The sequence below is a fragment of the Cognatishimia sp. F0-27 genome (assembly GCF_020667845.1).
Classification (GTDB): Bacteria; Pseudomonadota; Alphaproteobacteria; order Rhodobacterales; family Rhodobacteraceae; genus JAFMPQ01.
Genome location: NZ_JAFMPQ010000010.1, coordinates 72,671 through 93,424 on the forward strand (window position 1 = coordinate 72,671; position 20,754 = coordinate 93,424).

At 59.8% G+C, this 20,754-nt stretch carries 18 protein-coding genes; 11 read left to right on the plus strand and 7 right to left on the minus strand.

Features of this window, described 5'->3' with window-relative positions:
* Positions 1-401: 401 nt before the first annotated feature.
* From rho to J1C49_RS07535, 6 genes are read left to right on the plus strand one after another with little or no spacing between them, the layout of a single operon-like run.
* On the plus strand, positions 402-1,673 hold the full coding sequence (gene rho, locus J1C49_RS07510) for a transcription termination factor Rho (RefSeq protein WP_227445195.1): 1,272 nt from the start codon (positions 402-404) through the stop codon (positions 1,671-1,673).
* 4 nt (positions 1,674-1,677) lie between these two features.
* Entirely contained in the window at positions 1,678-2,961 is a 1,284-nt protein-coding gene (mnmE, locus tag J1C49_RS07515; RefSeq protein ID WP_227445196.1) for a tRNA uridine-5-carboxymethylaminomethyl(34) synthesis GTPase MnmE, read from the plus strand.
* 12 nt (positions 2,962-2,973) lie between these two features.
* Positions 2,974-4,842: a tRNA uridine-5-carboxymethylaminomethyl(34) synthesis enzyme MnmG gene (gene mnmG, locus J1C49_RS07520; RefSeq protein WP_227445197.1), complete on the plus strand. Its 1,869-nt coding sequence runs from the start codon at positions 2,974-2,976 to the stop codon at positions 4,840-4,842.
* A 6-nt stretch (positions 4,843-4,848) separates the two neighbouring features.
* Positions 4,849-5,442: a 16S rRNA (guanine(527)-N(7))-methyltransferase RsmG gene (gene rsmG, locus J1C49_RS07525; RefSeq protein ID WP_227445198.1), complete on the plus strand. Its 594-nt coding sequence runs from the start codon at positions 4,849-4,851 to the stop codon at positions 5,440-5,442.
* Positions 5,429-6,244 (plus strand): ParA family protein, encoded by an 816-nt coding sequence (locus J1C49_RS07530; RefSeq protein ID WP_227445199.1) that lies wholly within the window; start codon positions 5,429-5,431, stop codon positions 6,242-6,244. The genes rsmG and J1C49_RS07530 overlap by 14 nt, the downstream gene beginning before the upstream one ends.
* A gap of 18 nt (positions 6,245-6,262) precedes the next feature.
* Positions 6,263-7,150, plus strand: coding sequence for a ParB/RepB/Spo0J family partition protein (locus tag J1C49_RS07535; protein WP_227445200.1), 888 nt, complete (start codon positions 6,263-6,265; stop codon positions 7,148-7,150).
* An 8-nt stretch (positions 7,151-7,158) separates the two neighbouring features.
* Here the strand turns inward: J1C49_RS07535 and hemW are convergent, their stop codons facing one another.
* Genes hemW through rph form a run of 3 tightly spaced genes read right to left on the minus strand, consistent with a single transcriptional unit; the run spans position 7,159 to position 9,636 of the window.
* Complete coding sequence (gene hemW / locus J1C49_RS07540) at positions 7,159-8,322, minus strand: radical SAM family heme chaperone HemW (RefSeq protein WP_227445201.1); 1,164 nt, start codon at positions 8,320-8,322, stop codon at positions 7,159-7,161.
* Entirely contained in the window at positions 8,312-8,926 is a 615-nt protein-coding gene (rdgB, locus tag J1C49_RS07545; protein ID WP_227445202.1) for an RdgB/HAM1 family non-canonical purine NTP pyrophosphatase, read from the minus strand. The genes hemW and rdgB overlap by 11 nt, the downstream gene beginning before the upstream one ends.
* Complete coding sequence (gene rph / locus J1C49_RS07550; protein WP_227445203.1) at positions 8,923-9,636, minus strand: ribonuclease PH; 714 nt, start codon at positions 9,634-9,636, stop codon at positions 8,923-8,925. Before rph ends, rdgB begins: the two co-directional genes overlap by 4 nt.
* Positions 9,637-9,766: 130 nt before the next feature.
* Here rph and hrcA point away from each other — a divergent pair, with 130 nt between their 5' ends.
* Both hrcA and J1C49_RS07560 read left to right on the plus strand, forming a co-directional pair.
* Positions 9,767-10,831 carry a heat-inducible transcriptional repressor HrcA gene (hrcA, locus tag J1C49_RS07555; protein WP_227445204.1) on the plus strand — a complete coding sequence of 355 codons (1,065 nt, stop codon included), beginning with the start codon at positions 9,767-9,769 and terminating at the stop codon, positions 10,829-10,831.
* A 66-nt stretch (positions 10,832-10,897) separates the two neighbouring features.
* Entirely contained in the window at positions 10,898-11,401 is a 504-nt protein-coding gene (locus J1C49_RS07560; RefSeq protein ID WP_370639382.1) for a nucleotide exchange factor GrpE, read from the plus strand.
* Positions 11,402-11,478: 77 nt separating this feature from the next.
* Here the strand turns inward: J1C49_RS07560 and mutS are convergent, their stop codons facing one another.
* Positions 11,479-14,103 (minus strand): DNA mismatch repair protein MutS, encoded by a 2,625-nt coding sequence (gene mutS, locus J1C49_RS07565; protein WP_227445242.1) that lies wholly within the window; start codon positions 14,101-14,103, stop codon positions 11,479-11,481.
* A gap of 117 nt (positions 14,104-14,220) precedes the next feature.
* Here mutS and J1C49_RS07570 point away from each other — a divergent pair, with 117 nt between their 5' ends.
* Both J1C49_RS07570 and J1C49_RS07575 read left to right on the plus strand, forming a co-directional pair.
* On the plus strand, positions 14,221-16,476 hold the full coding sequence (locus J1C49_RS07570; RefSeq protein WP_227445206.1) for an NADP-dependent malic enzyme: 2,256 nt from the start codon (positions 14,221-14,223) through the stop codon (positions 16,474-16,476).
* Positions 16,477-16,591: 115 nt separating this feature from the next.
* Positions 16,592-17,464, plus strand: coding sequence for a ribokinase (locus J1C49_RS07575; RefSeq protein ID WP_227445207.1), 873 nt, complete (start codon positions 16,592-16,594; stop codon positions 17,462-17,464).
* Positions 17,465-17,508: 44 nt separating this feature from the next.
* Here J1C49_RS07575 and msrA read toward each other — a convergent pair whose 3' ends face one another.
* Positions 17,509-18,141, minus strand: a complete 633-nt coding sequence (gene msrA, locus J1C49_RS07580) for a peptide-methionine (S)-S-oxide reductase MsrA (RefSeq protein WP_227445208.1) — start codon at positions 18,139-18,141, stop codon at positions 17,509-17,511.
* Positions 18,142-18,278: 137 nt separating this feature from the next.
* On the opposite strand from msrA, the gene J1C49_RS07585 reads away from it, so the two are divergent.
* Complete coding sequence (locus J1C49_RS07585; RefSeq protein ID WP_227445209.1) at positions 18,279-18,998, plus strand: HAD family hydrolase; 720 nt, start codon at positions 18,279-18,281, stop codon at positions 18,996-18,998.
* A 6-nt stretch (positions 18,999-19,004) separates the two neighbouring features.
* On the opposite strand, the gene J1C49_RS07590 is transcribed toward J1C49_RS07585, so the two are convergent.
* Positions 19,005-19,283: an SCP2 sterol-binding domain-containing protein gene (locus J1C49_RS07590; RefSeq protein WP_227445210.1), complete on the minus strand. Its 279-nt coding sequence runs from the start codon at positions 19,281-19,283 to the stop codon at positions 19,005-19,007.
* A gap of 84 nt (positions 19,284-19,367) precedes the next feature.
* Positions 19,368-20,594 carry an argininosuccinate synthase gene (locus J1C49_RS07595; RefSeq protein ID WP_227445211.1) on the minus strand — a complete coding sequence of 409 codons (1,227 nt, stop codon included), beginning with the start codon at positions 20,592-20,594 and terminating at the stop codon, positions 19,368-19,370.
* Positions 20,595-20,754: the final 160 nt, after the last annotated feature.

Genomic DNA, 20,754 nt, shown 5'->3' on the forward strand with positions numbered 1-20,754 from the left:
TAGGATAACTTCGCTCTGTCGACAAAATGCGGGTTCCTGTGGGTGTCCAACAGGTCATCAACAGTGCATGGACAGGTCTAGAATCTTTATAACAAACTGAATTTATGAACTTTTTTGGAAAAAGACAAATTTCATGCTCTTGCTGTCCACAGATTTATTCCCGGAACGGTCGTATGTGGAAAACGCGTTAACAGAGTGTTAATCCACAAGTCAGGCAGCCCTCTTCTTACATCATCAATTCTTCTATAATTCTTCATTTTTTATGAGTTCCCTCCGGTCCGGGCTGCGCAATTGACGAGTGAGGCTCAGGTGGTGTAGGGAACAGCACCTCCTGTTCTGGAGGCTTTTTCGACAATGAAATGGAAAGGCGAGGCAGACGATGGCCTCGCGATGGGTATGCCATGGGCGAAGAGACGTTGAATCTTGCGGATTTGAAGGCGAAGAGCCCGAAAGACCTTCTTGCAATGGCCGAAGAGCTTGAGATCGAGAACGCCTCGACCATGCGCAAGGGCGAGATGATGTTCCAGATCCTCCGAGAGCGGGCGGATGAAGGATGGGACATCTTCGGTGATGGTGTGCTCGAAGTGCTCCAGGATGGGTTTGGTTTCCTGCGTTCGCCGGAAGCCAACTATCTCCCCGGTCCCGACGATATCTACGTCTCGCCGGAGATGATCCGAAAATACTCCCTGCGGACGGGAGACAGCATCGAGGGCGAGATCAAGGCTCCGGATGAGGCGGAGCGTTATTTTGCGCTCGTTTCGGTTGTGAAGATCAATTTTGAAGATCCGGAAAAGGCGCGTCACAAGATCGCGTTTGACAACCTCACACCGCTTTACCCCGATGAGCGTCTGAAGATGGAAATCGAGGATCCGACGATCAGGGATCGCTCGGCCCGGATCATCGATCTTGTGTCGCCGATCGGCAAGGGACAGCGGAGCCTGATCGTTGCGCCGCCGCGGACCGGCAAGACGGTTCTGTTGCAAAATATCGCGCATTCAATCGAGAAGAATCATCCGGAATGCTATCTGATCGTCTTGCTTATCGACGAGCGGCCTGAGGAAGTGACGGACATGCAGCGCTCCGTGAAGGGCGAGGTGGTGTCGTCAACCTTTGACGAACCGGCAACACGGCACGTTGCAGTGAGCGAGATGGTGATCGAGAAAGCCAAACGCTTGGTCGAACATAAACGAGATGTGGTTATCCTTCTCGACTCAATCACAAGACTTGGTAGAGCCTTCAACACAGTTGTCCCATCTTCTGGTAAGGTCCTGACCGGTGGTGTCGATGCAAATGCCCTGCAGAGGCCGAAGCGGTTCTTTGGTGCGGCACGCAACATCGAGGAAGGCGGGTCTTTGACGATTATCGCGACTGCGCTGATTGATACGGGCAGCCGCATGGACGAAGTCATCTTCGAAGAATTCAAAGGCACGGGTAACTCGGAGATCGTGTTGGATCGCAAGGTTGCCGACAAGCGGGTCTTCCCTGCGATTGACATCCTGAAATCGGGAACGCGGAAAGAAGACCTTCTTGTGGACAAGCTGAACTTGCAAAAGACTTTTGTCCTGCGTCGGATCCTCAACCCGATGGGCACGACGGATGCAATCGAGTTCCTGATCTCGAAGCTCAAGCAGACGAAGACCAACTCAGAGTTCTTCGATTCCATGAACAGCTGATGTCATGGAGACGATCTACGCCTTAGCAAGCGCGTCGGGGAAGGCCGGCGTGGCTGTGGTGCGCGTCTCTGGCTCTGCGGTGGACACGGTGTGCCTGCGTATGGCGGGTCGACTTCCGCAACCGCGTCTGGCGACTGTATGCCGAATTCAGGACCTGGAGGGCGGGTATCTGGATGAGGCGCTGGTCTTGAGATTTCTGGAAGGCGCCAGCTTTACCGGGGAGTCTGTTGTTGAATTTCACCTGCACGGCAGCCTTGCGGTGGTGTCGGCTGTTTTGCGGACGTTGGGTTGTTTTGATGGGTTGCGGCTTGCGGAGCCTGGGGAATTTACCCGACGCGCGCTTGAAAACGGGCGGATGGAGCTCACGCAGGTTGAAGGTCTGTCTGATCTGATTGAGGCGGAAACGGAGGCACAGCGTGTCCAGGCGCTGCGTCAGCTTTCAGGGGCACTGGGGCAAAAGACGGCCGAGTGGCGGACCCAATTGGTGCAGGCTGCATCGCTACTGGAAGCGACGATTGATTTTGCCGACGAGGAGGTTCCTGTCGATGTTACCCCGGATGTCGAGCGGCTGTTGCAGGCAGTTGATACGAGTATTCGCGGAGAACTGCGTGGGCTCGAGGCTGCGGAGCGCGTGCGGTCGGGATTTGTTGTTGCGATTGTGGGCGCGCCGAACGCCGGAAAATCGACGCTATTGAACATGTTGGCGGGACGCGATGCTGCGATTACGTCGGAGATCGCAGGAACGACGCGGGACGTGATCGAGGTGAGGCTGGACATCGCGGGTCTGGCTGTGACGCTCCTTGATACGGCTGGCTTGCGTGAAACGACCGATCCGCTTGAGGTTGCGGGGATATCAAGAGCACGGGTGCGAGCAGCAGAGGCGGATCTGCGTATTCACCTTGATGTGGCCGGGCAAGCTGTCGATGATTTGCTTCAGGAGAACGATATCTGCCTGGTGAGCAAAGATGACGATGGTGTGTTCGAGAATGGCGTGTCCGCCAAGACCGGGTGGGGTATTGATCGACTGATCTTGCTGCTTGAGAAACGACTGAAAGATGTGCCGGCATCCGCGGGCTTGGTGAACCGGCAGCGTCATCGCGAAGCTTTGGAGCGAGGCCTTGATCATCTGGGATCAGCGATTGCTTTGGTGTCAGAGGGGTCTGACATGTATGATCTTGCAAGCGAAGAACTTCGCGCTGCAATCCACGGTCTGCAACGGCTTGTGGGCCAGGTGGACGTGGAAGATCTGCTGGGTGAGATATTTGCGAATTTTTGTATCGGCAAATGAGGAGTGTTTCACGTGAAACATGATCGGGTTGATGTGATTGTGGTCGGCGGCGGTCATGCCGGGACGGAGGCCGCCGCTGCCGCCGCGCGCATGGGTGCCGAGACACTCTTGATAACGCTGCGCTTGTCGGATCTTGGCGTCATGTCATGCAATCCCGCGATTGGCGGGCTCGGAAAAGGGCATTTGGTCCGTGAGATTGATGCGCTTGATGGGATCATGGGTCGCATAGCCGATAAGGCGGGTATCCAGTTTCGCCTTCTGAACCGTCGGAAGGGGCCCGCTGTCCAAGGCCCGCGTGCGCAGGCAGATCGCGCGTTGTACCGGTCCGCGATGCGCACAGAGATAGAATCGACGCCACATCTCACAGTTCTGGAGGCCGAAGTTGCCGATCTGTCGGTAAAGGGTGATCGCGTCACCGGTGTTCAACTGGCAGACGGCAGCATCATTCCCGCCGGTGCCGTGATTCTGACAAGCGGCACATTCCTGAGAGGCGTCATCCATATCGGAGACCGTCAGATTGCCGGCGGTCGGATGGGTGACAGGCCTTCGGTCCGTCTTGCTGAACGGATAGAGTCTCTCGGACTGCCATTGGGTCGTCTGAAGACAGGGACACCTCCGCGTATCGACGGAAAAACAATCGATTGGGCGCGTCTCGAAAAACAGCCGGGGGATGAGGATCCCGTCATGTTTTCCTTTTTCAGCAAGGCTCCCGAAGCTAGGCAGATCTCTTGCGGTATCACCGAAACAAACGAAAAAACGCATGAGATCATTCGTGAAAACCTTGATCAGTCAGCGATGTATGGCGGACATATCGAGGGCGTTGGCCCAAGATACTGCCCTTCGATCGAGGATAAGGTCGTCCGCTTCGCGGATAAATCGTCGCATCAGATTTTCTTGGAACCCGAAAGCCTGTCCGACGATCTGATTTATCCGAACGGGATCTCGACCTCTCTGCCTGAGGAAGCCCAGCAGGCATATGTCCGGTCTATCCGCGGTTTGGAGCATGCGGATATCGTCCAGCCTGGCTATGCGATCGAATACGATTATGTCGATCCTCGCGCGCTGGATAGCCGTCTTCATCTGCGTTCGATGCAGGGCTTGTTCCTTGCGGGGCAGATTAATGGCACGACCGGTTACGAAGAAGCGGCCGCACAGGGTTTGGTGTCTGGCGCAAATGCGGCGGCCGAAGTTCTTGGGAAAGATGCGCTGATCTTTAGCCGGACAACCAGTTATATTGGTGTGATGGTGGATGATCTGACCACAAAGGGCGTCTCTGAACCCTATCGGATGTTTACGTCTCGCGCAGAATTCCGCTTGTCATTGCGAGCAGACAACGCGGATTCACGTCTGACGCCGTTTGGTCTGGATCATGGGCTTGTTCAGGCAGAGCGTAGGTTGATGTTTGAGACGAAGGCTGAGGCACTGGAGGCAGCCAAAAGCAAATTGGTTGGCGCAAGGCTTCTGCCTCGAGATCTGGAAGCGGCCGGACTGAAAGCTCCGAAGGATGGACAGCCCCGGTCTGCTTATCATGTCTTGTCAGACCGTGATGTGGATTGGTCGCTCATATCGAAATTGGTGCCGGAACTGGAGACCGTTTTGCCGGATATTGCGGCCCAGCTGGAGAGAGAGGCGCTCTATGCGAGTTACGTTGAGCGCCAAAAAAGGGATGTTGCGGCGCTCGCAAAAGATGAGGGCTATCGCATTCCGGATGATTTTGATTATGACGCGCTTTCTGGTCTTTCCAACGAGATTACGCTCAAGCTGAAGACCGTACGGCCGGAGACGCTGGCGCAGGCCGGTCGCATCGAAGGCGTGACACCGGCTGCTCTGACGTTGATCTTGGCCGCGCTCAAGCGACAAGCAATGTCTCGTGCGGTTTGACGCCACATGAATGTTTCACGTGAAACATCAGAGCGCTTGGAGCATGTCCTTGCGTTGCTGAACCGTTGGAATCCGACCATCAATCTTGTCTCCAAGGCAAGCTTGAGCGACGCCAGAGAGCGCCATATCAAGGACTCCATGCAGGTTTTCGACCATGCGCCAAGCAAGCCTACGAACTGGGTGGACCTCGGAACGGGTGGGGGGTTCCCCGGACTCGTGTGCGCCATACTCGCCCTCGAGAAATCACCCGAAATCCGCTTCACGTTTGTCGAGTCCGACACGCGGAAATGCACGTTTCTAAGAACGGCCATCCGCGAAACTGGCGTTCAGGCAACCGTCCTGTCTCGCCGGATTGAAGACCTTGAGCCATTGAACGCAGACGTTGTGACAGCACGTGCGCTGGCCCCTTTGACGACCCTCCTGCGCTACGCCGACCGGCACATGTTAAAAACCGGGCGCGGGCTTTTCCCAAAGGGAAAAAGCTGGCGTGAGGAATGCAACGAGGCAAAAGAGTCATGGCGCTTCGAAATGCAATCCCATAAAAGTAAAACCAACGCCGACGCGGTTATTCTGGAGATCTGGAACCTTGAACACCTCTGATCCCAAAGCGCGCGCTGACACCCGCATCATCGCCATTGCCAATCAAAAAGGCGGGGTCGGCAAGACAACAACGACCATCAATCTTGGGGCAGCGCTCTCGGAGCTCGGCTGTAAAGTGTTGATCGTTGATCTCGATCCACAGGGAAACGCGTCAACCGGCCTTGGAATTGAGCCGGATGCCCGCGACTTCACCACGTACGACCTGCTGGTGGACGAAGCACCGGTGGACCAAATCATTCAGCGCACGGCAACCGAGAACCTTTTTATCATTCCGACGACCGTGGACCTCAGTTCAGCCGATCTTGACTTGATGTCCAATGAAAACCGAAGCTTTCTTCTACATGACGCGCTTCGGCAATCCAGTCTGCGCGCTCTTGGCTTCGATATCGTCTTGATCGATTGTCCGCCGTCCCTGAACTTGCTGACCGTCAATGCGCTCGTCTCCGCGACGTCCGTTCTTGTGCCTCTCCAAAGCGAGTTCTTTGCGCTGGAAGGCTTGTCGCAGCTTATGCTGACAATTCGCGAAGTGCGCCAAACGGCAAATCCGGGCCTCCGTGTCGAGGGCGTTGTCCTCACGATGTATGATCGGCGCAACAATCTCTCGCAACAGGTTGAAGCTGATGCGCGCGATACGCTGGGCGACCTCGTGTTTTCAACCGTGATCCCACGCAATGTCAGGGTCAGCGAAGCGCCGTCTTATGCGCTTCCTGTTCTATCGTATGATACCAGCTCGAAAGGCGCAGTGGCCTATCGCGCTCTGGCACATGAAATCCTGAACAAAACGTCTCCAATTGCTGCCTAACGCGGAAAGGCCCCGGGAATGAATGAACGCAAAGAACCACGCAGGGGCTTGGGTCGTGGACTTTCGGCCTTGATGGCTGACGTGGAGCCCGCCGTATCCACAAGCAGGCCCGCGCCGGACCGGACCATTCCGATCGAACAGATTGCACCCAATCCAGATCAGCCGCGTCGATCCTTCAGCGACGACGAGCTCAAGGAACTTGCTGCATCCATCGCAACCAAGGGCATCATTCAGCCCATCATCGTCCGAAAGGCGCCGAGCGACGATGGCACCTACCAAATCGTTGCCGGTGAGCGCCGGTGGCGCGCAGCCCAGATGGCGCAGCTGCACGAAGTGCCAGCCATCATCCGAGACTTCACGGATATCGAAATCCTCGAAGTCGCCATTATCGAAAACATCCAGCGTGCGGATCTCAACCCAATCGAAGAGGCCGCAGGTTACAAGCAGCTCATGCACCGCTTCGGGCACACCCAGGAAAAGCTCTCGGAAGCCTTAGGGAAAAGCCGCAGCCATATCGCGAATTTGATGCGCCTTCTGAACTTGCCCGACTCGGTGCAGGACATGGTCTCCACTGGCGTTCTCACGGCGGGACATGCGCGCGCCCTGATCACAGCCCCCAATCCTGAAGAGCTGGCCGAGAAGATCCGCGATCGCGGTCTGACGGTGCGCGAGGCTGAACGGCTGGCCAAGGAGAAAACACCAAAGCAACGACCGAACCGCATGGGCGCGTTGGAACTGGATGGAGATGCCGATACGAGGGCGCTGGAAGCGGACCTTTCGGCGGCTTTGGGCATGAGTGTAAAGATCGAACACAAGCCGAACCAGGAATCTGGCCGTGTGTCGATCAAATATGACACGCTTGAAAAACTCGATGCGCTTTGCGCCATTCTTGGATCGGGGCGCTGATCGCAAGATCAATCGTCAGGGAGAAGCCTGGCAACAACCGAATTCAAAACCAACCGCCCTCGCGCGGTCGCTTTCAAGCGGTTGTTGTCGACCATCAAAAACCCTTCGTCCACCAAGTCATGCACCGCAACGGAGTTGAGAAGTCCCGGTATCATCCGATCAAATCGATCCATATCTAGACCATCATTGATCCGCAAACCCATCATGATGAGTTCACCCACTCTATCCTGTATATTGATAGGTTGAAAAACACGATCACCGCTTCCGGATTGCGCTTCGGTGAGCCATCGTGCCGGCGATAACCAGCCTTCCGTCACATGGCACTGCCCGGACAGCGTTAATCGCCCGTGTGCCCCGGGGCCAATACCAGCATAGTCACCACCCATCCAGTAAATCAGGTTGTGCCGGGATTCCGCACCCGGAACAGCATGGTTCGAGACTTCATAGGCAGGCATGCCCGCGATATCTGTAAGCTCTTGCGTCAATTCATACATGTCCGCCGCCAGATCCTCGTCCGGAAGACCGCGCAAACCACCCCGTTCGGCGCGCTCCCAGAAAGCGGTCCCAGGCTCGATTGTCAGCTGGTAAAGCGACAGGTGATCCGCGGCCATGGACAGCGCATCCCGCAATTCCGTGCGCCACGCCTCCAGCGTCTGACCCTGCCGCGCGTAAATCAGATCGAAGCTGACCCGGTCAAAAACCGATCGCGCCACGTCGAAAGCCGCGCGCGCTTCGCTCGCACTGTGCAGCCGCCCAAGGCGCTTCAGGTCGTCATCATGCAAAGATTGGATGCCAAGAGACACCCGGTTCACACCCGCGTCGCGGAAGCCGCGGAACTTGTCCGCTTCGACCGAACGGGGATTGGCCTCGAGCGTAATCTCAATGTCATTGGCCGGACGCCACCGTTTACAGGCCTGCTCTATGATCGCGGAAACTGTCTCGACCGCCATGAGTGACGGCGTTCCCCCACCAAAAAAGATCGAACGCAAGACACGCCCGGGGCTCAGGTCGGCCACGCGATCCAGTTCGGCCACGAGCGCCTCGGCCCAGGCACCGTGGTCGACCTGTCGGGTAACGTGGCTGTTGAAGTCGCAATAAGGGCACTTGGCTTCGCAAAACGGCCAATGCACATAGAGACCAAAGCCCCCGTATTGCCAGTCCTCAACGGTCAAAACAGCCCTTCACCAGTTTCGCGAAAGCATCCGCGCGATGGCTGATCCGGTTCTTTTCCCAGCGATCCATTTCGCCGAAAGTAAGATCATAGCCATTCGGCACAAAGATCGGGTCATAGCCGTGGCCCTGATCTCCGCGCATCGGCCAGACGACGCGCCCTTCCATCACGCCGGGAAAGACCGCGTCGTCGCCATCAGGCCAGGCCAGCACCAGGGTGCAACAGAACCGCGCGGTCCAGGGCTCCGGCGCGTTGCGATCGCGCAGCGCGTCATGGGCGCGGGTCATCGCCATGACGAAATCCCGGCCAGAGCCGGTCTCGGCCCAGTCTGCCGTATAGACGCCGGGTGCGCCGTCCAGCGCGTCGATCTCTATGCCGCTGTCATCCGCCAGCGCCGGCAGCCCCGTGGCCTTTGCAGCGGCATGGGCCTTGATCCGCGCATTCTCCACAAACAGCGTGCCGGTCTCTTCCGGTTCCGGCAAACCCAGTTCCGCCGCGCCGATGACCGAAACACCGTAATCCGTGAGCAGATCGGAAATCTCTTCGAGTTTTCCCTGATTGTGGGTTGCCACAAGAAGCCTGTCGCCTTCGAAGCGCCGTGTCATGCAACCGCCGCCTTTTGCGCCTGCACCAGCTCCGTCACGCCTTTTTGCGCGAGGTTCATCAACTCGCTCATCTGAGCCACAGAAAAGGTGGAGCCCTCTGCGCTCATCTGAACCTCGATAAGCTGACCGTCGCCGCGCAAGATGAAATTGCCGTCGACACCGGCCTCACTGTCCTCGGGATAATCGAGATCGAGCACTGGCTGACCGGCATAGATCCCGCACGACACCGCAGCCACCTCGGACATGAGCGGATCGGTGCGGATATCGCCGGCTTTCAGAAGCTTGTTCACGGCCAGGCGCAAAGCGACCCATCCGCCGGTGATCGAGGCACAGCGTGTTCCCCCGTCAGCCTGAAGAACATCGCAATCAACCGTAATCTGACGTTCGCCAAGCGCGTTCCGGTCAACGCCCGCCCGCAGCGCCCGTCCGATCAGACGCTGGATCTCGACCGTGCGCCCACCTTGTTTCCCCGCGGCCGCTTCGCGGCGCATCCGTGACGACGTCGATCTGGGAAGCATGCCGTATTCCGCTGTCACCCATCCCTGCCCGGAGCCCTTGATGAACGGGGGAACCCGCTCTTCAAGCGAGGCCGTGCAAAGCACATGGGTGTCTCCCATGCGGATCATGCAGGATCCTTCGGCGTGTTTGGTCACATTCGTTTCAATTGAAACGGCGCGCATTTCGCTGAGCTGACGTCCCGATGGTCTCATGATTGTCGTCCTTATATATATTGGGCAGGGCCTTTGCGCCGGGCATAGACGCCGCACCGGGCAGGACGCAAGCCCGATTGACGTTTCCTGCCGAGCGACTTTAATGATGCCCTGCTGGGGAACAACGACGATGACATCGCACAAACCGATCCTGAACGAATTGAACGACCGGTCCCGCGAGGTTTTTCGCAGAGTGGTTGAAGCCTATCTGGACAGCGGCGAGCCGGTGGGTTCGCGCACCTTGACCCGTACCTTGTCGGAAAAAGTCTCTGCTGCGACGATCCGGAACGTGATGCAGGATCTCGAGTATCTCGGTCTGCTTGACAGCCCCCATGTGAGCGCCGGTCGCGTGCCGACCCAGCAAGGGCTCCGCATGTTTGTGGACGGCCTGCTTGAAGTCCGGGATCTGGACAATGAGGACCGCGAAAAACTCGACGCAACCCTTGGAAACAACACCCGGGACGTGAGCGGCTTGCTCGATACGGTCGGGTCGGCCCTGTCCGGCGTCACACAAGGCGCGTCTCTCGTGCTGACCCCGAAACGCGAAGCACCGCTCAAGCATATCGAGTTTGTCTCCCTGTCGCAGGATCGCGCGCTTGTGGTGATTGTTCATGCAGACGGGCATGTGGAAAACCGGGTGTTCACACCGCCACCGGGACAGACTCCCAGCTCGCTCCGCGAGGCTGCCAATTTCATCAACGCCTTTGTTGATGGTCTCACGCTTTCGGAGCTGCGCAAGAAGATGCAGGAACAGATTTCCCAACGCCGTCGGGAAATCGACACGCTGGCCGCATCGCTGATCGAACAAGGCGCCGCCGTCTGGGAAGATGACGCGGATCAATCGGCACGATTGATCGTGCGGGGACGGGCGAATCTCCTCGGTGACGAGACGGCAGAAGCGGAACTTGACCGCATCCGCAGCCTGTTTGATGACCTTGAACGCAAGACCGATATCGCGGATTTTCTGCAACTCGCCGAACAGGGCGACGGGGTGCGCATTTTCATCGGGTCAGAGAACAAACTTTTTTCGCTTTCGGGTTCCTCTCTGGTGGTCTCTCCATATATGAACGCTGACCGTAAGATTGTTGGCGCGGTGGGTGTGATTGGACCGACGCGTTTGAATTATGGCCGGATCGTCCCGATCGTGGATTATACGGCCCAACTGGTCGGCAGGCTGATCGCCGACCGGCAATAGAGGTGACCTATGGCAGACCCCAAAGAAGACCCGTTCCTCGACGATCCCGAATCCTTCGAGGATGCGATGGAAACAGAGCCGACCGAGGCAGAAATGGCCGCTGATACCGTAGCGGTTCTGACCGCGGAGCGCGACGAATACAAAGACCGGTTCATGCGGGCGCTCGCCGATGCCGAGAATGCCCGCAAGCGGGCCGACAAGGATCGTCGTGAAGCACAGGCTTATGGCGGCTCGCGGATCGCGCGCGACCTTCTACCCGTCTATGACAACCTCAACCGGGCGCTTGCAGCCGCGCGCGAAGACGGAAGCAATGCCTCCACGGCGCTTGTCGAGGGTGTGGAACTGACTCTCAAGGAACTGCTGAACGTGTTTGACCGTCACGGGGTCAAGCGGATCGCGCCGGAAGTCGGCGACCGGTTTGATCCACAGAACCACGAGGCCATGTTCGAGGCGCCGGTTCCCGGCACCAAGGCTGGCGACATCATTCAGGTGTCCGCCGAAGGGTTCCTGCTGCATGATCGCTTGCTGCGTCCGGCGCAGGTGGGTGTGAGTTCAACCCCGGCAAGCTGACCCGACACGCGCGCTCTGCGCGCGGGGCAAGGGCTTTCAGGAAAACGCCGCGTGTCGGGCAGGGGCCCCACGCGGCGTTATTCGTCGAGCGCAGCCTTCAACGCATAGAGCGCTTCGAGCGCGTCACGCGGGGTCATGTCGTCCGGCATCATCGCGGCAAGCTTTTGCTCGACAGGCGACGGGCCGCTCTTGGGGGAGGCAGCGGGTTCCACCGATAGCGCGGCCGCGGAAAAGAGCGGGAGATCGTCAATCAACGCTTTTGGCGCGGCACGGCCGCGTTCGCCTTCTTCCAGAGCGTTCAAAACGGTTCGCGCGCGCTCGATCACGGCTTTTGGCAAGCCGGCGAGTTGGGCCACCTGCACGCCGTAGGATCGGTCCGCCGCGCCATCGCGCACTTCGTGGAGAAAGATCACCTCTCCGTCCCACTCCTTGACGGCGACGGTCGCGTTCTTGACACCGTCCAATGTGCCGGCAAGCTGTGTCAACTCGTGGTAATGCGTGGCGAACAGCCCACGCACGCGGTTCACGGATTGCAGGTGTTCGAGCGTGGCCCAGGCGATGGACAGGCCGTCATAGGTTGCCGTTCCGCGCCCGATCTCGTCGAGGATCACAAGCGCCCGATCATCCGCCTGATTCAGGATGGCCGCCGTCTCGACCATTTCCACCATGAATGTGGACCGACCCCGTGCAAGGTCGTCCGATGCGCCCACGCGGCTGAAGATCTGGCTGACAATGCCGATATGCGCTGTCGAGGCCGGGACAAAAGAGCCCATCTGTGCAAGCAGGGCGATCAACGCGTTCTGCCGCAGATAGGTCGATTTACCGGCCATGTTGGGACCGGTGAGCAAGATCACCGCCGCCCCGCTGCTGTCGGCACTCAGGTCGCAGTCGTTGGACACAAAGGACGTTCCGGCCTTGAGAAGCGCGTCTTCGACCACGGGATGGCGCCCGGCCTCCACGTGAAACGCCCGGCTGTCATCCACGTAAGGCTCGCACCAGTCCCTTTGGCGCGCGAGATCGGCCAGACCGAGGCTGACGTCGATCTCTGCCAGCGCCAGAGCAAGGTCTGACAAAGCCGGCGCTTCCTCCAGAATCGCGCGTTTGAGCCTTTCATAGAGACGCTTTTCGATCTCCAGCGCTTGATTGCCAGCATTCAGGATCCGTGTCTCGAGTTCCGATAGCTCCACGGTCGTAAAGCGCACCTGATTGGCCGTGGTCTGGCGGTGGATGAAGGTTTCGGACAGCGGCGGCGCCATCATCTTGGGGCCGTGCGTTGCTGTCGTCTCGATGAAATATCCCAACACGTTGTTATGCTTGATCTTGAGCGCAGACACCCCGGTCTCCTCAGCGTAGCGCGCCTGCATCTGGGCAATCACGCCACGACCTTCGTCCCGAAGGGTCCGGGCTTCGTCGAGCGAGCCATCATAACCGGGCGCAATGAACCCGCCGTCGCGTGCCATGAGGGGCGGCTCTGCGATTAGAGCGTCCTCAAGCAAGGAAAGTAGGCTCTGTTGGCCCGTTAGAGACTGTTTTGCCTCCTCAAGAAGCTCTGGCAGATCGGCGCCTTCAAGGGCTTCGTAAATCTGCGCGCCCTGTGCCAGCGCGTTGCGCACCGTGGCCAAATCGCGCGGACCGCCGCGGTCCAGCCCCAGCCGGGACAGGGCACGGTCCAGATCGGGCACCCGTCGCAGGGCGTCCCGCAGAGCCTTGGCAAGCGGTGTTTGCGTGGCCCAGTGCACCGCCGCCAGCCTGTCGCGGATCACAGTCAGATCGCGTGACGGAGACGAAATGCGCCGCTCCAGCAGGCGGGCGCCCGCAGCCGTGGCGGTTCTGTCCACCGAGGCCAGCAGCGAACCGGCACGGCCCCCTTGCAAGGAGGCCGTAAGTTCAAGGTTGCGCCGCGTCGCGGCATCAATCTGCATCAGGCGGTTGACGGTTTCGGAGCGGGGCGGGCGCAGAAGTGGGAGTCGCCCCTTCTGGGTAATGTCGAGATAGTCGACGATGGCCCCCATCGCCGCACATTGCGCCCGATCGAAATCGCCAAACCCGGAGAGCGAGGTGACACCAAACAGCTTGGTGAGCCTCGCCTCGGCCCCCGTTGAATCAAAGCTCGCCGCACCCAGCACCGTGGCCTCGATCCCGAGATCGGACAGCATGTCTCGCAGCGCGGTTTCAGTCGTTTCAGAGGTCAGGACTTCCGCGGGCGCAAGCCGGGCAAGTTCGGCGCCGATACGGGCTTGCGACAGCGGCATCACGTTGAACGCCCCAGTGGAAATATCGGCCCAGGCGAGCGCAAATGTGTCTCTAACATGGGCAATTGCAGCGAGGTAATTGTGCCGCCGCGCCTCCAGCAGCGAGTCTTCCGTCAGGGTCCCTGGGGTGACAAGCCGCACCACGTCGCGTTTGACAACCGCTTTGTAGCCGCGTTTCTTTGCCTTTTCGGGGCTTTCCAGCTGTTCGCCCACCGCGACGCGGAATCCCTTCCGGATCAAGGTAAGCAAATAGCCCTCCGCGGCATGGACGGGCACGCCGCACATGGGAATGTCTTCGCCGCCATGTTTTCCGCGCTTGGTCAGAGCGATATCAAGCGCTTCGGATGCCGCAACCGCGTCATCAAAGAACATCTCGTAAAAGTCGCCCATCCGGTAAAACAGCAGCGCATCTGGATACTGCGCCTTGATTTCCAGATATTGCGCCATCATTGGCGTTACAGTTGCATTTATTGCGCTCAACACCTTCCCCCCGGCGGTTTCGCGTGACATTAAGTGCGCAGACAGGCGGGTGAAACCCGTAATCTTGACTGCGAAGTAAGGGACGGCATGGCAAATCAGAAATACACCCGCGAAGAGGCACTGGCTTTCCACCTCGAACCCCAGCCCGGCAAATGGGAAGTCAAGGCAACGGTGCCGATGACAACGCAGCGCGATCTTTCGCTGGCATATTCACCGGGCGTGGCCGTGCCGTGCGAAGATATCGCGAAAGATCCCGGACTTGCATATGATTACACCAACAAGGGCAATCTTGTCGCGGTGATCTCGAACGGGACGGCCGTTCTCGGTCTCGGCAATCTGGGTGCGCTTGGCTCCAAACCGGTGATGGAAGGCAAGTCCGTCCTGTTCAAGCGGTTTGCCGATGTGAACAGCATCGATATCGAGCTTGATACCGAGGATCCGGATGAGTTCATCAAGGCGGTGCGCCTGATGGGCCCGACCTTTGGCGGCATCAATCTCGAAGACATCAAGGCACCCGAATGTTTCATCATCGAGCAGACGCTCAAGGAACAGATGGACATTCCGGTCTTTCATGACGACCAGCACGGCACGGCGGTGATCTGCGCGGCTGGCTTGCTCAATGCGCTGCATATCTCCGGCAAGAAGATCGAAGACGTGCGGATCGTTCTCAACGGTGCGGGTGCCGCCGGGATTGCCTGTATCGAGTTGCTGAAATTCATGGGCGTGCGGCATCAGAACTGCATCATCGCCGATACCAAGGGTGTGATTTACCAGGGTCGCACAGATGGCATGAACCAATGGAAATCCGCCCATGCGGTCAAGACCGAGCACCGAACGCTTGAAGAGGCCATGGTGGGTGCGGATGTGTTCATTGGCGTTTCCGTCAAAGGGGCGGTGACGCAGGCCATGGTGGAATCCATGGCCGACAACCCGGTGATCTTTGCCATGGCAAATCCCGATCCGGAGATCACGCCGGAAGAGGCGCACGAAGTCCGCCCCGATGCCATCGTCGCCACGGGCCGCAGCGACTATCCGAACCAGGTCAACAACGTGCTCGGGTTTCCCTACCTGTTCCGCGGTGCTCTGGACATCCACGCCAGAGCGATCAACGACGAGATGAAGATCGCCTGTGCGCATGCATTGGCCGAGCTTGCCCGCGAGGATGTGCCGGATGAGGTGGCGCTGGCCTATGGTCGCTCGCTCGCCTTCGGGCGGGACTATATCATTCCGACGCCGTTCGACCCGCGTCTCATTCACCGCGTTCCCCCGGCGGTTGCCAAGGCGGGGATGCAGACCGGTGCGGCGCGTCGGCCAATCGTGGATATGGACGCATATGAGGAGACGCTGAAAGGTCGTATGGACCCGACGGCGTCGATCCTGCGGTCGATCAACGCGCGGGCCCGCTCGGCGCAATCGCGGATGATCTTTGCCGAAGGGGACGATCCTCGCGTGCTGCGCGCAGCCGTGACGTATCAGCGGTCCGGCTTCGGGAAGGCCGTCGTGGTCGGGCGTGAGCAGGACGTGAAAAACAAGCTTGAAGCGGCGGGTCTTGCGGATGCGGTGCGCGAGCTTGAGGTGGTCAATGCGGCCAATACGCGGCACCTGTCGACCTACAAGGAGTTTCTCTATCACCGCTTGCAGCGCAAGGGCCACGACCAGCACGACATACACCGTCTGGCGGCGCGCGACCGGCATGTATTCGGGGCCTTGATGCTGGCCCATGGCCATGGTGACGGGCTGATCACCGGCGCGACGCGCAAATCTGCACATGTGCTTGAACTGGTCAACCACGTGTTCGATGCCGACCGCAGGGTGGGCGCGGCCGGTGTCACCGCGATCCTGCACAATGGCCGTATCGTGCTGATCGCGGACACGCTTGTGCATGAATGGCCCGATGAAGAAGACCTTGCCAATATCGCGGAGCGCGCAGCGGGTGTCGCCCGCCATCTCGGGCTTGAACCGCGCGTCGCGTTCGTGAGCTTTTCGACTTTCGGATATCCGGTGTCCGAGCGCGCCGAGAAAATGCACATCGCCCCGCGTGTTCTTGACCGGCGGGGTGTCAGTTTCGAATATGAGGGCGAGATGACCGTCGACGTGGCGCTCAATCGCCTCGTGCAGGAGGGATATCCGTTCCAGCGGCTGACAGGGCCTGCGAATATCCTCGTGGTGCCGGCGCGCCATTCGGCTTCCATCAGCGTGAAGCTCATGCAGGAAATGGCCGGCGCAACGGTGATCGGTCCGATCCTCACCGGTGTCGACAAGTCGATCCAGATCTGTTCGACCAACATGACCGCCAATGATATCCTCAACATGGCCGTTCTGGCGGCCTGCAAGGTCGGCTAGGCAGGACGCTTGAGGGCCGCTTGCGGGGAGCGTGACCGGGACCGGCCGGCTCCGTGGCCTTCAGCCGGCGCGGATGTGCCAAGGCGGAAACAGAAGTAGCGGGGGTCACGGGACCATGAGCATCTGGAATCTGGGCTCCATCAACGTGGACCTCGTCTACCGCGTGCCGCATCTGCCTCAGGCGGGGGAAACGCTTGCGGCAACCGGCTTTCAGCGCGGGCTTGGCGGCAAGGGCGCGAACATGTCGGTGGCGGCGGCCCGCGCCGGTGCGCGCTGTGTGCATCTCGGAGCGGTCGGGCGTGACGGGCGCTGGACCGTTGAGCGGCTGATGGAATACGGCGTCGACACACGGTTGATTGCGGAAATGGCCGAAGCCACGGGGCACGCCATCATCGCCGTGGACGAGTCGGGCGAAAACAGCATCATTCTTCATTCCGGTGCCAACCGCGCGCTTGATGCGCGCTCACTCGCGGATCAGTTGGAGGGTGCGGCGGACGGAGACTGGTTCGTGACGCAAAACGAAACCAACGCCCAGCAAGAGACAGCACAGGTCGCCTCGCGCCGGGGTATGAAAGTGGCCTATGCCGCTGCGCCGTTCGAGGCGGATGCCGTGCGCGCTGTCCTGCCGGTCCTCGATCTGTTGATCCTCAATGCGGTCGAGGCTGCGCAGCTCGCGCGAGCGCTTGGGGTGGCACCGGGTCGTTTGCCGGTGCGGGATGTGGTGATCACCAAAGGGTCTAAGGGCAGCGTCTGGATCGAGACCGATACCGGCACGGAAACAACGGTGCCGGCCCTACCCGTGGAGCCTGTCGACACGACCGGGGCAGGAGACACGTTTACCGGCTATCTCCTTGCGGGGCGCGATCGTGGCATGCCCATGGAGCAGGCGTTGCGCCTTGCGAGCAAGGCCGCGGCCCTGATGGTCACGCGTCACGGCACGGCGGATGTGATCCCGGATCTCAAGGATGTGCAGGACATGACGCTCTGACGGCACGGCCTTTTGGGTCTGGCCCCAAGCCGCCCGCCGGCCTGTTACTTGAGGAAGGGTGCGTCGGGTCCCCAGACCTGTTTCACCCGCGCATCGCGCCCGCAGCCCTTGCGATACCGTTGATAGGCAACGGGCTGATCCACATAGCCGAACCGGGTCAGGACCTTGTTATCGGTCTTGTAGTAATCCTGATGATAGTCTTCGGCATCGTAGAACGGCTTGGCATCAAGGATCGGTGTGACGATGGACCGGCCAAGCTCTGCCTCCGCCGCTGCAATGGCCGCTTGCGCCGCCGCGCGCTCTTCCGGACCGTCGACAAAGATCGCCGTGCGGTAGCTGTGGCCCCTGTCGCAGAACTGGCCGCCATCGTCGAGCGGATCGATGGAGCGCAAAAACAGGTCATACAGCGCGCGTGCCGAGATCACGTTCGGATCATACGGGATGCGCACGGCCTCGTAATGGCCGGTGTTCTTGCGCGTGACCTCCTTGTAGGTCGGGTTGGCCGTGCGCCCGCCGGTATAGCCGGAGACCACGTCGCCCACTCCGCGAACCTTTTCGAAATCCGCCTCGACGCACCAGAAGCAGCCACCGGCCACGACAATATCGGCGGCTTTCGCATTCTGCGCGACGAACAGAAGCGACAAAGACAGGGCAAGCGAAGCGAGAACAGGGCGCATGAAACATCTCCTTTGGTGCGACAGTGACCGCAGATGCGCGCCACGCCAAGCGTTGCCTGTGGTGATCACGGGGGTTTTATCGCGCCGTGCTCTGTGGTGAGGTCCGGCGACCGGAGACGAAACGCGGAGTGACTGGCATGCGACTGGCGATGTGGAGCGGGCCACGCAACCTGTCGACGGCCATGATGTATGCTTTTGGCAATCGCCCGGATTTTCATGTGGTCGATGAGCCGTTCTATGGGCCTTTCCTGCGCGCGACAGGGCGGGCGGACCCGATGCGGGATGCGATCCTTGCCGCGCGTCCGGAAGACGGGCGCGCCGTGCAAAAGGCACTGCTTGGCCCAGTTCCCGACGGCAAGCGGCACGCTTATCACAAGCATATGTGCCAACATATGGTGCCAGAGCTGCCGCGCGACGTCTTGGCGGGATCGGTCAATGTGTTCCTGCTGCGGCATCCCGCGCGGGTGGTCGCCAGTTTTCTCAAGGGCTTTCCGGAAGCCACGCGGGAGGATCTTGGCTTTGATGCGCAGATTGCACTGTTCGACGCCTGTTGTGCGGCGGGCCAAACCCCGGTTGTGATCGACAGCCACGATATACGACGCGATCCGGAGCGCGCCTTGCGCGTCTTGTGCGATGCGGTTGGCTTGCCCTTCGATCCCGCGATGCTGCGCTGGCCCGCCGGGCCCAAGCCGTTCGACGGGATCTGGGCCGCGCATTGGTATGGCTCTGTGCACAGCTCGACCGGCTTTGCCGGACCGGAAGGGCCCTTGCCAAGGTTGAGCGCGCGGGCCGCATCGCTCTGCGCGGCGGTGATGCCGGCCTATCGTGCGATGGCGGAACGCCGGTTGCGGCTCTGAGTTTGGTCAGCCAAGCAGCTTGGCAAAGGCCAGCGCGCGCGTCATGTCGCCGGTGACCCGGAGTTTGCCCATCATCACCGCCGTCATCGGGTTGAGCTTTCCGGCGAGCAGCTTGCCCAGATTGTCCTTGGTGAGGCTGAGCGTGCAATCGGTGGCACGGTCGGTGCGATCCGCGGCACCGTTTTCAAGCACGATCACGCCATCGGGGCCGCAATCGAATTTCAGGGAGCCGTCAAAGCTCTTGTTCTGCAATCCGCGCAAGATCTTGTCGAGATACTGGTCCATTCACCGCCTCTTGATGTGCAACGACCCGCCAAGGGTATGGCGGGTCGCGCGATGCGTCGATGGTGACGTGGCGGCGGTTGCGCGTCAGCCGCCCAAGCGGCGTTTGCGCGCTGCCAGAAGGCGCAGACGCAGAGCGTTGAGCTGGATGAAACCGGCGGCGTCTTTCTGATCATAGGCGCCTGCGTCATCCTCGAAGGTCACATGCGCTTCGGAATAGAGCGAGTGCTCCGACCAGCGGCCCACGGTGCGGGCAAGACCCTTGTAAAGCTTGAGCCTTACGGTGCCGGTCACATGGGCTTGGCTTGCATCAATCGCCGCTTGCAGCATCTCGCGCTCCGGCGAGAACCAGAAACCGTTATAGATCAGCTCCGCATACCGCGGCATGAGCTCGTCCTTGAGATGGGCCGCGCCGCGATCGAGAGTGATCTGTTCGATGCCCCGATGCGCTTCGAGAAGGATGGTGCCGCCCGGGGTCTCGTAAATGCCGCGCGATTTCATGCCAACAAAGCGCCCTTCGACAAGATCGAGGCGACCAATGCCATGCTTGCCACCGAGCTCGTTGAGTTTTGTCAGAAGCGTCGCGGGCGACAGGGTTTCGCCGTTGATCGACACCGCGTCGCCACGCTCAAAGCCGATTTCGATGAATTCGGGCGCGTTTGGGGCGTCCTCGGGTGCGACTGTGCGCTGATAGACGTAATCGGGCGCGTCCACTGCGGGATCTTCGAGCACCTTGCCCTCGGAGGAGGTGTGCAAGAGGTTTGCATCCACGGAGAACGGCGCTTCGCCGCGCTTGTCCTTGGCGATCGGGATCTGGTTTTGCTCCGCGAATTCAAGCAGCGAACTGCGGGAGTTGAGGTTCCATTCGCGCCACGGCGCGATGCACTTGATATCGGGGTCGAGAGCGGCGGCAGACAGTTCGAACCGCACCTGGTCATTGCCTTTGCCCGTGGCGCCATGCGCAACCGCATCCGCACCAGTCTCATGGGCAATCTCGACCAGTCGCTTCGAAATCAGCGGACGCGCAATCGAGGTGCCCAGCAGGTAGAGCCCCTCGTAGACCGCGTTTGCCCGGAACATCGGAAAGACAAAATCCCGCACGAATTCCTCGCGCACATCCTCGATGAAGATATGCTCGGGCTTGATGCCGAGCAGCTCCGCCTTCTTGCGGGCGGGCTCAAGCTCTTCACCCTGACCAAGATCGGCGGTGAAGGTCACCACTTCGCAGCCATATTCCGTTTGCAGCCATTTGAGGATGATGGACGTGTCGAGACCACCGGAATAAGCGAGAACAACTTTCTTAGGTGCGGACATGGGACCCCTCGTTTTGGCTGCGGATTGCGCGGCGCTTAGCCGGTTTTTACCGTATCGGCAAGCCGCGCCCGCGCTGGCGGATGCGGGTATCGGGCGCTTTTCGGACAACCGGAGCACCATTCGCGGTGCGTTGACGTTAAGCGGCGGCGTGGTAGGTCTG

Coding starts and splice junctions, on each gene's coding strand:
- rho (WP_227445195.1), top strand. CDS start 402: ATGGGCGAAGAGACGTTGAATCTTGCGGATTTGAAGGCGAAGAGCCCG.
- mnmE (WP_227445196.1), top strand. CDS start 1,678: ATGGAGACGATCTACGCCTTAGCAAGCGCGTCGGGGAAGGCCGGCGTG.
- rsmG (WP_227445198.1), top strand. CDS start 4,849: ATGAATGTTTCACGTGAAACATCAGAGCGCTTGGAGCATGTCCTTGCG.
- J1C49_RS07535 (WP_227445200.1), top strand. CDS start 6,263: ATGAATGAACGCAAAGAACCACGCAGGGGCTTGGGTCGTGGACTTTCG.
- rdgB (WP_227445202.1), bottom strand. CDS start 8,926: ATGACACGGCGCTTCGAAGGCGACAGGCTTCTTGTGGCAACCCACAAT.
- rph (WP_227445203.1), bottom strand. CDS start 9,636: ATGAGACCATCGGGACGTCAGCTCAGCGAAATGCGCGCCGTTTCAATT.
- hrcA (WP_227445204.1), top strand. CDS start 9,767: ATGACATCGCACAAACCGATCCTGAACGAATTGAACGACCGGTCCCGC.
- J1C49_RS07560 (WP_370639382.1), top strand. CDS start 10,898: ATGGAAACAGAGCCGACCGAGGCAGAAATGGCCGCTGATACCGTAGCG.
- mutS (WP_227445242.1), bottom strand. CDS start 14,103: ATGATGGCGCAATATCTGGAAATCAAGGCGCAGTATCCAGATGCGCTG.
- J1C49_RS07570 (WP_227445206.1), top strand. CDS start 14,221: ATGGCAAATCAGAAATACACCCGCGAAGAGGCACTGGCTTTCCACCTC.
- J1C49_RS07575 (WP_227445207.1), top strand. CDS start 16,592: ATGAGCATCTGGAATCTGGGCTCCATCAACGTGGACCTCGTCTACCGC.
- msrA (WP_227445208.1), bottom strand. CDS start 18,141: ATGCGCCCTGTTCTCGCTTCGCTTGCCCTGTCTTTGTCGCTTCTGTTC.
- J1C49_RS07585 (WP_227445209.1), top strand. CDS start 18,279: ATGCGACTGGCGATGTGGAGCGGGCCACGCAACCTGTCGACGGCCATG.
- J1C49_RS07590 (WP_227445210.1), bottom strand. CDS start 19,283: ATGGACCAGTATCTCGACAAGATCTTGCGCGGATTGCAGAACAAGAGC.
- J1C49_RS07595 (WP_227445211.1), bottom strand. CDS start 20,594: ATGTCCGCACCTAAGAAAGTTGTTCTCGCTTATTCCGGTGGTCTCGAC.